A 13,687-nucleotide genomic window follows, 5' to 3' on the forward strand; every position below is an offset into this window, starting at 1 on the left:
GCTCACCCCTTGACCGCTCCAGCTGAGAGGCCACTGACAAGGTATCGCTGGGCAAAGACCGCGAAAACCAGTGGGGGCAGCGTGGACAGGAAGGATGCCGCGGAGATGTCACCCCAGCGAATTCCCGTACTTGTAATGAAGTTTGCCGCACCGAGCGTGACCGGGGTCGCATTCGACGTGGACAACACCAGCGCGAACAGATAGTCGTTCCACGAGAAGATGAAGACCAGCACCGCCACCGCCACCATGGTCGGCGCCAGGATCGGCAGTACGATACCCCACAGCGTCCGGTACACGTTTGCGCCGTCGACGGATGCCGCCTCCTCGATTTCATTCGGGATATCCCTGAGTCCGGCAGCGAGAAGGATGATGGCCAGCGGAAGGTTGAGGAAGGTGTTCGCGGCGATGAGGCCGGGGATGCTGTCCTGAAGCCCGAGGGTCGTGAAGAGGAGGAAGAACGGCACGACGAAGAAGATTGCCGGGAGCAGCCGGAGTCCAGACGCACTGTTGATGATCCAGCGGCCGCCGAAACCGAGTCGCACGATCGCATAGGTCGCCGGAACCGCGATGGCCAGAACAACGATCACTGTGCCGAGTGCGATCATCGCAGAGTTGGCGAAGAACCGCGGGAAGTCGTACCCAGAGGCGTACAGCACGTTTGCGTAGTGGTCCAGGGTCGGTGCAGTCGGCAGCCCGAGTGGGTTCGCGGCAATTTCGCCGTCCGGTTTGAAGCTCACCAGGATCGCGTTCAGCAGCGGCACGTTGACCAGAAGGGCGATGGCGCCGACGATGGCGGTGAACAGCCAGCGGCGACGGTTCGGCGTGCGACGCCGAACGGTCACCGGGCGATCTTCGATCACGGTCATTTCGTCTTCTCCATTCCGGTCGAGGCGATGCGTTTGACGATGAACGGCACGAACGGGATCAGACACACGAGGATGATCAGTGCGGCCGCCGCTGCCCTGCCGAAGTCGCCGGATTCGAACGCGGCCTTGTAGATATAAATGCTCAGCGTGGTGGTGCTGGTGCCTGGTCCTCCAGCGGTCAGCACGTAGATCACATCGAATGTGCGCAGAGCGTCGATCGCCCGCAGAAAGAAGGCAGCGAACAGCACGGGGGTGAGAACCGGCATGATTACGCTGAACAGGGAGCGGAAATAGCCCGCGCCATCGACGGCGGATGCCTCGAGGAGCTCACTCGGAAACGACTGGAGCCCCGCGTAGATGATGAGGAAGGTGAACGGCGTCCACTGCAGGATGTCGAGGACGATGAGCAGCGGCACCACCGAGTCGGGGGAGAAGAGCGAGACGCTCATCCCGAGACCTTGGAGGAGTGCCGGGATCGCGCCGATGTCGCCGTTGAGCAACAACCGGAACATGATGCCGAGTAGTGCCGGTGCGACCATGATCGGGAGCAGGATCATGGTGAAGAAGACCTTTTTGCCCGGGAACCGGCGGTTCACCAGCAGGGCGAGTCCGAACCCGAGCACCATCTCGACCGTGACGACGATCGCCGAGAACAGCACGGTGAATCCGGCTGACTTGGCGAAACCGTCGCTGGTGAACAGTGACGTGAAGTTGTCGATGCCGTTGAAGGTTCCGGCGAGGTCGAACAGAGTGCTGGCCTGGAACGCCGTCATCGACCCGGTGATGAGTGGGTAGACGACAAAAACAGCGGCAAAGGCGATGAGCGGCAGGCTGAGCACTCCTGCTGCAATGGTTCTGCTTCGTTTGCGGGCCGCGACGGCTCTTTTGCGAGTGCCGAGTGCGGGGCGTGTGTCGAGTGAGGTCGACATGGAGGGCTTCACCTTCCTACGGATATTGAGGGGAGCCGGGAACGGGGAGAGCCCCGTTCCCGGCGCGACGGTTCAGGCGCCTCAGCCGAGCAGGTCCTGGAGGTTGTTGTTGGCGATCTCCAGGGCTTCCTTCGCGGGAACCTGGCCGACCCACGCTCCGCTGAGGTCTTCAGCGAGCTTGCTGTAGGCCTGGAAGGTCTTCGGGAAGACCGGCTCGGAGTATCCGTATTCGGCAATGCTCTCCGAAACCTGCGGAAATGCCGGGTTGATGGCCTTGTTGGCCTCGAGAACGTCTGGCATTGCGGGGATGCCGCCGGCCTCTGCGTACTGGGTCATGGCATCCGGTGTCGCCAGGTAGGAGAGCCACGTCTTCGCGGCTTCCTTGTTCTTGCTGTACTTGTTCAGCGACACCGACAGGGCGTGCACGTGCGTCTGGCCACCTGGCACCGGTGCGATCGCCATCTTCCCGGCGATCTCCGGAGACTGCTCCGGGTCGTTGAGCGCCGCGAAGGCCGCGGACCACTGGATCGCAAATGCGGCACTGCCAGACTGCAGGGCGGCCTGGGTTTCGGGGAACTCGGCCTGTGAGCTGTCTGGCGAGGTCCACTTGTTCGTGTAGATGTCTGCATAGAGCTGCACGGCCTTCTCCGCGGCTTCGCTGTTCAGCGCCGCTTCGCCGTCCTCTGCCCAGTTGCCGCCGTAACCCCAGAGCACGTCGTTCCAGACCATGGTGTTGTACAGCAGGTTCTTCGCCTGCAGGATCGTGCCGTACTCCGTCGGCGACTCCGGGTTCTCCGACTGGGAGAAGTAGGCGGCCATCGCCTTGTAGTCGTCGAGATCCCACGTCTGCGGGTCCTTCGGGTCTCGCGCGGTGCCGAGGACTTCCGCGCTGATCTCGCGATACTTCTCGACTGACGCCGGGTCGGCCAGGAGCGCGTCGATGAGGTCCTGGCGATAGAGCAGGAAGTGGTTGCTGACGTCGAGGGGAAGGGCGAACAATTCGTCCTTGTAAGTGAGTCCGTCAACGGCGACGGGGAAATAGCTCGAGGTGTCGATTCCGTCGAGCGGGTCGAGGGAAGCCGCGAACTGACCGACGTTGTACGAGGCCGTCCAGTAGATGTCCATATCGCTCGACTTCGACGCCATCAGCGCCGTCTCCTTCGAGAACGTGTCCTGGCGAGACAGGAGGACCATTTCGACTTCGATGCCGTCGTCTTGGCCTTGGCCGTCGTTGTACGCCTCGACGACCTTGGCCATTGCCTCGCCTTCAGGGCCGGGCCATGACACCATCTTCACGGTTCCCGTTCCGTCGCCGTCCGTGCCGCCGGAGGCAGGTGCGCACCCAGCCAGCATCACTGCTGTCGCCAGGATGGCGGTCCCTGCCATGAGTTGACGCTTGAGCATCTTTCCTCCAAGTGGTCTGTACCAGTTGAAGAGAGGATGTCATGTATTATTTAGGGTTGTCAAGGGTTTCTTGAATTCGATCGAAGAAAGTGAACAATTGGTACGGTCCAGCAGTTGGCTGGGTCTCGACAAGCTCGACCAGCGGGAGCGGCTCGACCCATCGAACAATCGTGCGAGGGGTCACTAAGTGCTCTGAATCCGGTGGCAGACGAGCACTTTACGTCCCTGCAGGAACGTCAACAGCGGCGTGCGAGCCCTACAGGTCGGCGTGCAGCTGCCAGACGCGCTCGGCCGAGTCGCGCCAGCTGAAGGCGTTCGCCCGGTCGATCCCGTATTGCGAAAGCCGGCGTGAGCGCTCTGTGTCACCGACGACGGATGCGATGGCCTCAGCCAGGCGTGCCGGGTACTCCTTCTGGTTCGCGCGTTCGACGGCCACGCCCGAACCACCTGACACCTCGAGCAGCGCGGGGTCGTCTGAGTGCACGACGGGCGTGCCGAAGTTGAACGCCTCGATGATCGGCAACCCGAACCCCTCGGCAAGGCTCGGGTACACAAACACGGTCGCCTTCGACAACACGACCGCGAGGTCGGCGTCGCTGAGGAACCCCAGCACCCGCACCCGGCCGTCTTCGAGACCCTCTTCCTCGGCGACGGCCAGCACATCGAGTTCACCCCAGCCGGGAGGGCCGACGACCAGCAGCGGCAGTTCGGGTGCGCCAGGCAGCGCCAGCCCGGCGATCAGCGACGCCAAACCCTTGCGCGGCTCGAGGGTTCCGACGGTGAGAATGTACTCCGGCGGCAACTCCAAGCGTTCCGAGCGCTCGCGCACGTCCGCCTCCGCGCCCAGCACCAGCCCAGAACCGACGGCCCCGCCGATCACCCGCACGCGGTCGCCGAAGTCGTAGTACTCGGCGAGCTGCGTTGCGACGGCGTGCGTGGGCACGACGATGGCATCCGCGTGCTTGCGCGCCCGCTTCACCATTGCCTTGTGCCAGGCGACGCCGTGGGGCGTGAGGGTCTCTGGATGCGTCCACGGCACCACATCGTGGATGGTCACGGCGATCTGCTCGTTGTCGTTGACGCGGTCGTGCCTGCGCAGGGGAGCGAACAGGCTGGGCGCGTGGATCATGCCCCCACCGAGCGGAATTCCCAGCCCGTACTGCCAGGCACGTGACAGCTCACGTCGCCCGATCGGTGCCTTGTAGAGGTGGGCAAGGCCCGGCAGCATCCGTTCAAGCTGTTCGTACGTGTCGTCGGGATGCGCGGAGACGATTCCTTCGACCTCACAGCCGTCTGGGGCGGTGACGATGAGCTGTTGCGTGAGTTCGCGGGTGTAACGGCCGATGCCGCCTGGAACACGCGCTGCGAGCTGGTCGACGACGACGCGGAGGGTGGTCATGAGACGAAGATACCCTGTGCATTCGCGGCATCGAGTGCCTCGCGCCAGTCGCGCATCGGCGTCAGGCCGGCCGCGGCCCAGGCATCGTGCCCGAGCACGGAGTACGACGGGCGCGGTGCCGGCCGCACGAACGCCGAACTGTCGGTGGGGGTGATCCGCTCAGGGTCGAGCCCCTGCGTGACCAGCACCGCGCGGGCGAACTCGAGCCAGGTCGCTTGCCCTGAGTTGGTGCCGTGGTAGATGCCGGCTGGAGCGTCTGAGTCGACGAGGCGCACGAGCTGCTCGGCGAGGTCGTGGGTCCAGGTTGGCTGACCCAGCTGGTCGTCGACGACGCCCCAGGTGTCTTTCGACGCGGCCAGTTTCAGCATGGTCTTCGCGAAGTTCGGTCCGTGCTCGCCGTAGAGCCACGCGGCGCGCACGACGAAGGTGCCGCTCGGGTGGGCGGCGATCGCCAGCTTCTCGCCCTCGGCCTTGGTGCGTCCGTAGGCGGAGATCGGGTCGTACGGCTCGCCCTCCGCATAGGGCGTCGTGGCTGAGCCGTTGAAGACGTAGTCGGTCGAGACCTGCACCAGCTTGGCGCCGGCGCCGGATGCTGCGGCAGCGAGATTCTGCGCGCCGATCGCGTTCACGGCATACGCCTCGTCTTCGTGGGATTCGGCATCGTCGACTTTGGTGTACGCGGCCGCGTTGATCACCACGTCGTGCCCGGCAACGGCATCCTGAACCGCCTTGGCGTTCGTGATGTCGAGGTCGGCACGGGCGAGGGCGGTCACGGAATTGGAGGTCACGGAACTGGCGGTCGCCGAGCGGTCGGCGAGTACAGCCTGCAGATCGTGGCCGAGCATTCCGGATGCTCCGGTGATCAGATACTTCATGTATTCCCCTACACGGTGCTGGTTCGAACGGTGCCCGGTTCGAACCATGCTGGTTCAGACGGTGATGATTTCCGGACCACCTAAGTCTGACAGAACCTCGAAGTCTGCATCCTGAGTGACAACCGGGAGCGAGTGGGCGAGTGCAATAGATGCGATCCACAGGTCGTTGACATTTGCCTTCCGTCCGGCTTCACTCACCGCCTGTCGCAGCCGGCCCCAATGGGCGGCAGCTGCTGTGTCGGCGGGAAGCGTCACGACGCCGGCAAGAGACTCGATCGTGGCAAGTCGTATCGCGCGAGTCTCTCGCGATTGTGCGGCGTGAACGCCTGCGTACAGTTCGCCGTGGGTGATAGAGGACACGAACTGCTCCAAGGGAAGCTTCGATTCATCGAAGGGCCTGCCTTGCTCTAGAGCGATGAACACACTGGTGTCGAGCAGACCTCGGGGCACGCTCACTGAATGGGTCCGAGGTCGTCGGTCGTGTCATCCCAGAGGTCGTGCGGATGCGGTTCCATGTCGGGCTTGCCCGGGCCGAGAGCCAGGAACTCTTCTTTGGTTATGAAAGCCCTCTTCTTGGCTCGAACCGGAACGAGCGTCGCCACCGGCACGCCGTTCGACGTGATCGTCACCTCTTCGCCGTTGCGGGCGCGCTCGATGACATCCGCGGTGTGATTGCGGAGTTCGCGTACCGGTACCAGGCTCATGTCCCTAGTGTAGCCGTTCGTAGCACGCCGTAGCAATCAACCAACGTCGCAGCAGAACGCTCTCGCGGGGTTGTGTTGCTCGAGCCGATTTCGAGACGCTCGCTCGCGCTCGCTCCTCAATCAGCGAGTGGGGGTGCTCCGCATCAACTCGCCGGTTGAGGAAACGGCTGAGGGACGAAGCCGTTGTCTCGAAACTCCCACGGGTCAGTTCCCGCTCTTCGAGATTCCTTCGCCTGCAGCTAGAATATAGACACTGTATATAGGCGGGAGTCACTCGATGTCACCAGCACCAGCACGAGCCGCGAAACTCATCCGCGCAGCCCGCGGCGACGTCGGAATGACGCAATCGGCGCTCGCTGCAGCGTCCGGCATTCACCAGCCGACGCTTGCCGCCTATGAAACCGGTCGACGCACGCCCTCGCCCGACACTCTGCGCAAGATTCTCGGTGCCGCCCACACCAGGCCCTCGATCGCGCTCTTTGTTTACGCTGACGACATTGTCGCCGCTGCAGCGGTTCACGGCATCGAGGATGTTCGAGTTTTCGGATCAACGCTGACCGGCGCTGACACCCCGGCCAGTGATATCGACCTGTTGGTCAGAACCCTTCCCAATGTCTCGCTGTTCGACCTGAGCGCGTTTGCCCTGGAAATCGAAGCGCTCACCGGCTTCAATGTCGACATCATCACGGAGAGGCAAGCAGAGAACCCGCGTTTCAGCCATGTTCTCGCCGAGGCGGTGCCCGTGTGAACGACCAGTCGCGCTCCCCGCGGGAGCGCTTCGCCCCCAGGCCTCGAAAAACCGGCGCGGCCGGCCCGTCTACAAAGGTAATGGATCGGCTTCCAGCGGTCCGCGACGAGTTGGAACACATCCTGGTGAGTCTCGATCAGATCGCGAACCGCGGTGAAGCTGCGTTCCTCGACCCGGAGGACGAAATCCTCTATCTCGCCGGCTCTCATCTCATCGTGAACTTTGACGATCTCGCACAGAATCGGCTTCCTCAAGAGCTGCGGAATTCGCATCCAGAAATTCCCTGGAAGCGGATAACGCGAACACGCAACATCCTCGCTCACGACTATCTCGCCGCAGATCGCGAGATCGTGTGGGTCGCCGTCTCGAAGGAACTCCCCGAACTCGTGAGGCTCCTTCTCGCTACGTAGCCAGGTGCTATGCGTCGAGCGCGGCGCGCGCCTTTAGCGCTCCCACCACTCTCGGTTGGCTCTGTGCCTATCCAGCAGCTGCCGGACACCGATAGGTTGAGCAAATCGCGCGTTTCACACGGGCGGGCGCACGTCACCACCGTCACGACATCACCGAATGAGAGCTGACATGAATCGACCCACATCCGTTACCGCCGCGTTCTGGTTCCTGCTGATAGGGGTGATCATTGACCTCATATTCGCCGCGCTCACTGCCTTGGTCGGCTTCGTGGTCGTCGGAGACGGAGACTCCGCACCGATGTTTGCGGCTCAGATCACTGCAGCGATTGTCACCATCGTGCTCAGCGTCATCCTGTTGTTGGTCGCGTTCGCGATGCGGAACGGCCGCAACTGGGCGCGCATCGTGGTCATCATTCTGTCGGTGCTCGGAGTGTTCTCGGGCATCCTGAGCGTGTTCGGGGCGGATGCAGGATTCAATATTCCCTTTGCGATCATCGGCATCGCCATCAATATCCTGGTGATTGTGCTGCTGCTCACAAAGTCGGCGCGGGCGTACTTCGCGAATCAGGTACCCGTCCCAACGATCTGACGAGCCTTCGGTGTTACGCGTCGAGCGCGGCGCGTGCCTTCAGTGGCTCCCACCACTCGCGGTTGTCGCGGTACCACTGCACAACGTCGGCGAGGCCTTCTTCGAACGGAACCTGCGGCCGGTAGCCCAGCTCGGCCTGGATCTTGGAGATGTCGACCGAGTAGCGCAGGTCGTGGCCAAGGCGGTCGGTGACGCGGTCGACGTATGACCAGTCCTTGCCGGTGGCGTCGAGCAGCAGCTGGGTGAGCTCCTTGTTGGTCAGCTCGGTGCCGCCGCCGATGTTGTAGATCTCACCGGCGCGACCCTCAACCAGCACCATCGCGATGCCACGGGTGTGGTCGTCAACGTGCAGCCAATCGCGGATGTTGTTGCCCTCGCCATAGAGGGGGACGTGCTTGTCATCGATGAGGTTCGTGACGAACAGCGGGATGACCTTCTCTGGAAAGTGGTACGGGCCATAGTTGTTCGAGCAGCGCGTGATCGACACATTGAGGCCGTGCGTGCGGTGGTAGCTGCGGGCGAGTAGGTCGCTGCCAGCCTTCGACGCCGAGTAGGGGGAGTTCGGTTCGAGCGGTCGCTCTTCGTCCCACGAGCCCTCGGCGATGGAGCCGTAGACCTCGTCGGTAGAGACGTGCACAAAACGCTTGAGGTTGTTGCGCAGCGCGGCGTCGAGCAGCTGCTGGGTGCCGAGCACGTTGGTCTCAACGAAGATCGAGGCGTCGCGCACCGAGCGGTCGACGTGCGATTCGGCGGCGAAGTGCACGACCGCGTCGACGGTGGGGAAGAGCTGGTCGAGCAGTGCTCCGTCACGAATGTCGCCCTTGACGAAGGTGTAGCGGGGTGAGTCGGCGACGGATGCGAGATTGGCCAGGTTTCCGGAGTAGGTGAGCGCATCAAGAACGACGACCTCTGCTCCCTCGAGCCCTGGATACGCATCCTGCAGCGTGCGTCGAACGAAGTTGGATCCGATGAATCCGGCTCCGCCGGTGACAAGAATTCTCATGGGTGGCGATTTCTCCTCGTGAGTGGTGCGGCTCAGTGCCTCGGCCATCCCCGATTCTAACGGTGCCGACCCTGCACGCTCCCTGATCACACTCTGCTGGCCCAGCGAAACCAAGGCGGGTTGCTTCGAGCGCGTTGTACGCGCGGCCTCTTCCTGAGCGTCAGGGAAGTCTTGACCAGGTGGCCCCTCGCCCGACGGAGTCGGACTCCACACGACCGGCCACTTTGAGGCTGTCGAGGGCGAGACGGATCGACTGATCGCTGATGCCGGGAAGCGCCGATCTGATATCAGCGATGCGGAACACCTTCGGAGCGTGATTGAGTACGTAGTCGCGCACGCGATCCTGCTTGTTCCCGTTCGAACGGGCAGCCGATGTCAATGTTGCGAAATCTTCATAACAACGGCGGACGAGTCCAACGAAGTAGCGTAACCAGGGCCACGGGTCATGCACCCCCTGGTGCCAACCGTCGGTCGACGAGAGCAACGCCGCGTAGTACGCATCCGAAGAAGAGGCGATCAGCGTCTCCAACGACACGTAACGGGTGACGTCGTAGCCGGCATCTTGCAGGAGAGCGTTCGTCAATGCCCGCGTGATCCTCCCATTTCCGTCGATAAAAGGATGGATCGTCAGCAAATCCAAGGCGAAGAGGCCGACAAGAATGACCGGGTGGTGTCGACCAGACTGCTGGGCGAGTAGGTAGCGAGCAATGAGTTCCTCCCCGTGGTGGGGAGACTGTCCCGCTGATACTGGCGTGAATCGTTTGACGGCCGTTCCGTCCGGAAGCCGGTCGATCACGAGGTTATCCACCTGCTTGAACTCTCCACCGGATGCCTCTGTGTAGGCGAACAGCAGTCGGTGAAGGTGCAGCAGCAATCCAGCATTCAACGGGCGCCAGGGCTGTTGATAGAGATAATCCAACGCCGCACGGTATCCGGCGAGTTCCTGTTCGCTTCGATTGCGAAGCTGCTCGATACTTCCTGCGAGGATCGCTGCGGCGCGTGCACGGTCTTCTACGAACACGCCCTCGATCGCGGAGGACGCCTCGATACTCGCCACCCGTGCACGATCAGCAAGAGTCGTGAGCAGGTGTGGAAGTTTGTCTTGAAACAGCGCCTCACTTCCGCGGCCCGTGTCGATGACCCGCAGATCGCTGACGATGGTGAAGGGCACCAGCCCGACGAGTGAATCGACATCAGCGAACGAACGCATCGTGTCTCCAATTAATGGCATAAACATACTAATTTCAGAACAAAATAGCATGTTTATGGTGTTTATTGGATGACGGCACTCACGATGTGTCGCAAGACGCTGGCCGATCGCGTCAGCGTGTGACCCAGACGTCGAGATCACCTGATCGCTAGAGTGATGCCCGTGGACAACGCCGGCGACGCCCAGGACGCGGCGCCGGGAATCCTCCTCCGCCTGATCAGGGACCAGCGCATCGCGTTCCTCCTCGTCGGGGCCGCCAACACCGGCGTTGGGTTCCTTCTCTTCATCGCCTTCGACCTGACCATCGGCACCTGGCTCGACGCCGCCGTCAACCCGGTCGTGGGCTCGCTCGCCGTTCTGGCCTGCGCCCACGTGCTCGGCGTGCTCTTCGCCTTCGTGATGTACCGCGCCTTCGTGTTCAAAGTGCGCGGCCACGTGCTACGCGACCTGGCCAGGTTCGAGAGCGTCTACCTGGTCTCGATCATCATCAACGCGATCATCCTGCCGATCCTGGTCAGCTTCGGCTGGAACCGCATCCTCGCCCAGTTCTCCATCCTGATCGTGACCACCCTGATCAGCTACTTCGGTCACCGCAGCTTCTCTTTTCGGCGCACCCCGGCCGAGAGTGAGCCCGGGCCGGAAGACCTCATGCTCGACCCCGGAGCTGCCGCTGCGGCACTCGAGAACCACGAACACGACCCGAACCATGAACACGACGATGGCCGCCCGCCTCAGAAACCCGGAGACACCTGATGCCCCGCCTCTCCGTCGTCATCCCGGCCTTCAACAACGAAGACTTCATCGAAGACGCGGTGCGATCCGTGCTCAGCCAGCACGATGCCGACTTCGAGCTGATCGTCGCCGACCACAGCTCAACCGACAGCACCTGGTCGCTGCTGCACACCTTCGCCGACGACCCGCGGGTCACTCTCCTCACCACGCCGAGCGGCGGGGGAGCGCCCGCGAACTGGCGCCGGGTCTCCGAAGCCGCGACCGGCGAATATCTGAAACTGCTCCCGGGCGATGACCTCCTCTACCCGGGCGCGCTCGCCGCACATATCGCTGCCCTCGACGCCAACCCAGGGGTTGTGCTCGTCTCCTCCCCGCGCGACATCATCGACGCTCGCGGCGGCGTCACCATCCGGAAGCGCGGCCTGCAGGGTGTCAAACGCACTCGCCAGCCCGGTGTCGACGTCGTGCGCACCACCATCCGTCGCGGCACCAACGTCTTCGGCGAACCCGGATGCGTCACCATGCGGCGGGAGACGCTCGAGGCGGCCGGCGGCTGGGACGGCCAGTTCCCCTACCTCATCGACCAGACCAGCTACTCCCGCGTGCTGTTCCGCGGCGACTACCTCCCGGTCGACCACGCCTACGCGGCCTTCCGGGTCAACTCCGCACAGTGGAGCGTCGCACTCGTGAACGACCAGGCGAGCCAGGCGAAGGCCTACCACCGCTGGTGCCGCGAACAGGCACCGAACGACATCAGCGCCGCCGACGTCTGGTGGGGCAACCGCAAGGCAGAGGCGATGGCACTCGCCCGTCGGGGCTATTACCTGGTGAACGGCAAACGGATGCGTGCAGCCGCGTGAGCGCACCGGTATCCGTGACCCCGGCATCCGTCGCCGCTGAATCCGTCACTGCTGTCTCGACAGAATCCGACGGGTCAACCACTCGCCCTCGCCTGCTCCGCGCCAGCTGGATCCTCTACGCGGCGGCAGCGCTGCTCAGCCTCATCACCGTGTGGTTCGCCAGGGATCTCGGCTCGATCGACTGGCGGGTTCCGCTCTACTTCAACGGCGATGCCCTCGCGGTGGCGTCGCACTTCAAAACCGTGATCGAGACCGGCTGGTACGAGTCGCAGCCGCTGCTCGGCGCACCATTCGGGCAGCACTACAACGACTATCCGACCGCAGACAACCTGCATTTCTTCGCCGCGCTCGTGCTCAGCGTGTTCAGTCACGACTTCGGTTTTGTGATGAACCTGTACTTTCTGCTCGGGTTCCCCCTGGCGGCGATGGCCGCCGTGTGGTTTCTGCGCCTGGTCGGGGTCTCGCGCATCCTGTCGGTGGCGCTCGCCGTGGTGTACGCGCTCGCTCCGTATCACTTCGTCAAGGGTGAGGGGCATCTGTTCCTGGCGTCGTACTACGTCGTTCCGCTCGCGCTCGGGCTCGTCTACCTGGTGGGAGCTGGGCGACCGATCTGGCGGATGCGCGCCGCAGGCCGTTGGTACGTGCGCATCCTGACCTGGCAGAACGCCGGTGTGCTCGCCATCTGCCTGCTGCTCGGCACCGCGTCGAGCTACTATTCGATCTTCTTCCTGCTGCTCCTGGCCATCGCCGGCATCGCCGCGTTCTGGCGGATGCGCCTGTGGCCACGGTTCCTCGGTGCGGCCGGCAGTGGGCTGATCGTGGTAGCGGCGGTGCTGCTGAACATGCTGCCCGATCTGCTCTACCGACTGCAGAACGGCACCAACGCTGCGGTGTTCCTGCGCAGTCCACCCGAGGCGGAGCACTACTCGTTCAAGATCGCGCAACTGCTGTTGCCGATGCCTCAGCACCGATTCGGGCCATTCCGCGAGCTGCGGTCGCTGTATGACCAGTTCTATCCACTGCCGTCCGAGCATCCAGCACTCGGGCTGATCGCGGCATCCGGATTCGTCGCTCTCTGCGTGCTGGCGGTGCTCTTCCTGCTGAGCGCCGGGCAGCTCGGTGCCCGTCCGGCCCGCAACGGATGGCGCACCAACGCGGTCGCGGTGCGCACGCTCTCGGTCTTGGCCGGCCTGACTCTCATCGCGTTGCTGTTCGGCACGGTCGGCAGTCTCTCGACCCTGCTGTCGTTCGTGTCGTTCCCCATTCGGGCGTGGAATCGCCTGGCGATCTTCGTTGCGCTGCTGTGTCTGGCGGCCGTCGGCATCCTGCTCGACCTGTTGGTGCGGCGCATCCTGCGAGACCAGTCGATCGCGGCAGCAAGCAAAAGGGCGTGGCTTGTCAGCGCACCGGTTGCGGTGCTTCTGATCGCCGTGGCGGTCTGGGACCAGGTGCCGCCGGTGAATCATGACGCCGTCGCGCAGCGCGAGGCCAAGTACGCGTCAGACCAGGCGTTCGCTGAGGTGATCGAGACGGACGTGGACCCCGACTGCCTGATCTTCCAGCTGCCGTACATCGCGTTCCCAGAGTCGCCACCGGTGAACGGTGTCTTCGACACCGCTCAACTGCGCCTGTTCCTGCATTCCGACACATTGCACTGGACTGGTGGGGGCATCAAGGGGAGACCCGAGATCGACCGTCTCGGTGACATCGCGGCCTTGCCGCCGCACGATTTCGTCGATGCGATCACCGAGGAGGGCGCCTGCGGTGTGGTGATCGACCGTGCCGCTTATGCAGACCAGGCGCAGGCGACCGTTGACGCGCTCGCCGCGGTCACGAAGACGGATGCCGTCACCTCCGACGACTCCCGCTTCACCTTCCTGCCCCTCCGTTAGACCGCCGTGCCCTGTTGTTGAGCTCGCCCCCCATTCGGGACGTTGTGTATGCCACTCGCCGCGCGC

Annotated in this window: 15 protein-coding genes; 6 read left to right on the forward strand and 9 right to left on the reverse strand. The window is 63.4% G+C overall.

Translation table 11 applies throughout. The features are described from left to right. Window positions 1-2: 2 nt before the first annotated feature. The 7 genes from K323_RS0108875 to K323_RS0108905 form a co-directional block, all read right to left on the reverse strand. A complete protein-coding gene (locus K323_RS0108875) occupies window positions 3-866 on the reverse strand; it encodes a carbohydrate ABC transporter permease (RefSeq protein WP_022884931.1) in 864 nt (287 codons plus the stop codon). Further along, window positions 863-1,795 (reverse strand): carbohydrate ABC transporter permease, encoded by a 933-nt coding sequence (locus K323_RS0108880; RefSeq protein ID WP_022884932.1) that lies wholly within the window; start codon window positions 1,793-1,795, stop codon window positions 863-865. Before K323_RS0108880 ends, K323_RS0108875 begins: the two co-directional genes overlap by 4 nt. Window positions 1,796-1,876: 81 nt before the next feature. Further along, window positions 1,877-3,181: an ABC transporter substrate-binding protein gene (locus tag K323_RS25125; RefSeq protein ID WP_169515631.1), complete on the reverse strand. Its 1,305-nt coding sequence runs from the start codon at window positions 3,179-3,181 to the stop codon at window positions 1,877-1,879. Window positions 3,182-3,455: 274 nt separating this feature from the next. Continuing rightward, complete coding sequence (locus tag K323_RS0108890; RefSeq protein ID WP_022884934.1) at window positions 3,456-4,598, reverse strand: glycosyltransferase family 4 protein; 1,143 nt, start codon at window positions 4,596-4,598, stop codon at window positions 3,456-3,458. Then, window positions 4,595-5,473: a dTDP-4-dehydrorhamnose reductase gene (gene rfbD / locus K323_RS0108895; protein ID WP_026851448.1), complete on the reverse strand. Its 879-nt coding sequence runs from the start codon at window positions 5,471-5,473 to the stop codon at window positions 4,595-4,597. Before rfbD ends, K323_RS0108890 begins: the two co-directional genes overlap by 4 nt. Window positions 5,474-5,527: 54 nt before the next feature. Continuing rightward, complete coding sequence (locus K323_RS0108900) at window positions 5,528-5,929, reverse strand: type II toxin-antitoxin system VapC family toxin (RefSeq protein WP_022884936.1); 402 nt, start codon at window positions 5,927-5,929, stop codon at window positions 5,528-5,530. Continuing rightward, window positions 5,926-6,177 (reverse strand): type II toxin-antitoxin system Phd/YefM family antitoxin, encoded by a 252-nt coding sequence (locus K323_RS0108905; protein ID WP_022884937.1) that lies wholly within the window; start codon window positions 6,175-6,177, stop codon window positions 5,926-5,928. Before K323_RS0108905 ends, K323_RS0108900 begins: the two co-directional genes overlap by 4 nt. A gap of 277 nt (window positions 6,178-6,454) precedes the next feature. Here K323_RS0108905 and K323_RS0108910 point away from each other — a divergent pair, with 277 nt between their 5' ends. The 3 genes from K323_RS0108910 to K323_RS0108920 all read left to right on the forward strand — a co-directional run bounded on the left by K323_RS0108910 (window position 6,455) and on the right by K323_RS0108920 (window position 7,924). Next, on the forward strand, window positions 6,455-6,925 hold the full coding sequence (locus tag K323_RS0108910) for an XRE family transcriptional regulator (protein ID WP_022884938.1): 471 nt from the start codon (window positions 6,455-6,457) through the stop codon (window positions 6,923-6,925). Window positions 6,926-7,005: 80 nt separating this feature from the next. Continuing rightward, a complete protein-coding gene (locus K323_RS25130) occupies window positions 7,006-7,335 on the forward strand; it encodes a HepT-like ribonuclease domain-containing protein (RefSeq protein WP_022884939.1) in 330 nt (109 codons plus the stop codon). 169 nt (window positions 7,336-7,504) lie between these two features. Beyond that, complete coding sequence (locus K323_RS0108920) at window positions 7,505-7,924, forward strand: hypothetical protein (protein WP_022884940.1); 420 nt, start codon at window positions 7,505-7,507, stop codon at window positions 7,922-7,924. Between the two features lie 13 nt (window positions 7,925-7,937). On the opposite strand, the gene rfbB is transcribed toward K323_RS0108920, so the two are convergent. Together rfbB and K323_RS0108930 are read right to left on the reverse strand one after the other, a co-directional pair. Further along, window positions 7,938-8,927, reverse strand: coding sequence for a dTDP-glucose 4,6-dehydratase (gene rfbB / locus K323_RS0108925; protein ID WP_026851450.1), 990 nt, complete (start codon window positions 8,925-8,927; stop codon window positions 7,938-7,940). A 160-nt stretch (window positions 8,928-9,087) separates the two neighbouring features. Continuing rightward, window positions 9,088-10,278, reverse strand: a complete 1,191-nt coding sequence (locus K323_RS0108930) for a Fic family protein (protein WP_245570951.1) — start codon at window positions 10,276-10,278, stop codon at window positions 9,088-9,090. Window positions 10,279-10,299: 21 nt separating this feature from the next. On the opposite strand from K323_RS0108930, the gene K323_RS25135 reads away from it, so the two are divergent. From K323_RS25135 to K323_RS0108945, 3 genes are read left to right on the forward strand one after another with little or no spacing between them, the layout of a single operon-like run. Continuing rightward, window positions 10,300-10,890 carry a GtrA family protein gene (locus K323_RS25135; RefSeq protein ID WP_022884943.1) on the forward strand — a complete coding sequence of 197 codons (591 nt, stop codon included), beginning with the start codon at window positions 10,300-10,302 and terminating at the stop codon, window positions 10,888-10,890. After that, complete coding sequence (locus K323_RS0108940) at window positions 10,890-11,729, forward strand: glycosyltransferase family 2 protein (protein WP_022884944.1); 840 nt, start codon at window positions 10,890-10,892, stop codon at window positions 11,727-11,729. Before K323_RS25135 ends, K323_RS0108940 begins: the two co-directional genes overlap by 1 nt. Then, window positions 11,726-13,621: a hypothetical protein gene (locus tag K323_RS0108945; protein WP_022884945.1), complete on the forward strand. Its 1,896-nt coding sequence runs from the start codon at window positions 11,726-11,728 to the stop codon at window positions 13,619-13,621. Before K323_RS0108940 ends, K323_RS0108945 begins: the two co-directional genes overlap by 4 nt. Window positions 13,622-13,687: the final 66 nt, after the last annotated feature.

It is taken from the genome of Glaciibacter superstes DSM 21135, assembly GCF_000421145.1.
Lineage (GTDB): Bacteria > Actinomycetota > Actinomycetes > Actinomycetales > Microbacteriaceae > Cryobacterium > Cryobacterium superstes.

Coding starts and splice junctions, on each gene's coding strand:
- K323_RS0108875 (WP_022884931.1), bottom strand. CDS start 866: ATGACCGTGATCGAAGATCGCCCGGTGACCGTTCGGCGTCGCACGCCG.
- K323_RS0108880 (WP_022884932.1), bottom strand. CDS start 1,795: ATGTCGACCTCACTCGACACACGCCCCGCACTCGGCACTCGCAAAAGA.
- K323_RS25125 (WP_169515631.1), bottom strand. CDS start 3,181: ATGGCAGGGACCGCCATCCTGGCGACAGCAGTGATGCTGGCTGGGTGC.
- K323_RS0108890 (WP_022884934.1), bottom strand. CDS start 4,598: ATGACCACCCTCCGCGTCGTCGTCGACCAGCTCGCAGCGCGTGTTCCA.
- rfbD (WP_026851448.1), bottom strand. CDS start 5,473: ATGAAGTATCTGATCACCGGAGCATCCGGAATGCTCGGCCACGATCTG.
- K323_RS0108905 (WP_022884937.1), bottom strand. CDS start 6,177: ATGAGCCTGGTACCGGTACGCGAACTCCGCAATCACACCGCGGATGTC.
- K323_RS0108910 (WP_022884938.1), top strand. CDS start 6,455: ATGTCACCAGCACCAGCACGAGCCGCGAAACTCATCCGCGCAGCCCGC.
- K323_RS25130 (WP_022884939.1), top strand. CDS start 7,006: ATGGATCGGCTTCCAGCGGTCCGCGACGAGTTGGAACACATCCTGGTG.
- K323_RS0108920 (WP_022884940.1), top strand. CDS start 7,505: ATGAATCGACCCACATCCGTTACCGCCGCGTTCTGGTTCCTGCTGATA.
- rfbB (WP_026851450.1), bottom strand. CDS start 8,927: ATGAGAATTCTTGTCACCGGCGGAGCCGGATTCATCGGATCCAACTTC.
- K323_RS0108940 (WP_022884944.1), top strand. CDS start 10,890: ATGCCCCGCCTCTCCGTCGTCATCCCGGCCTTCAACAACGAAGACTTC.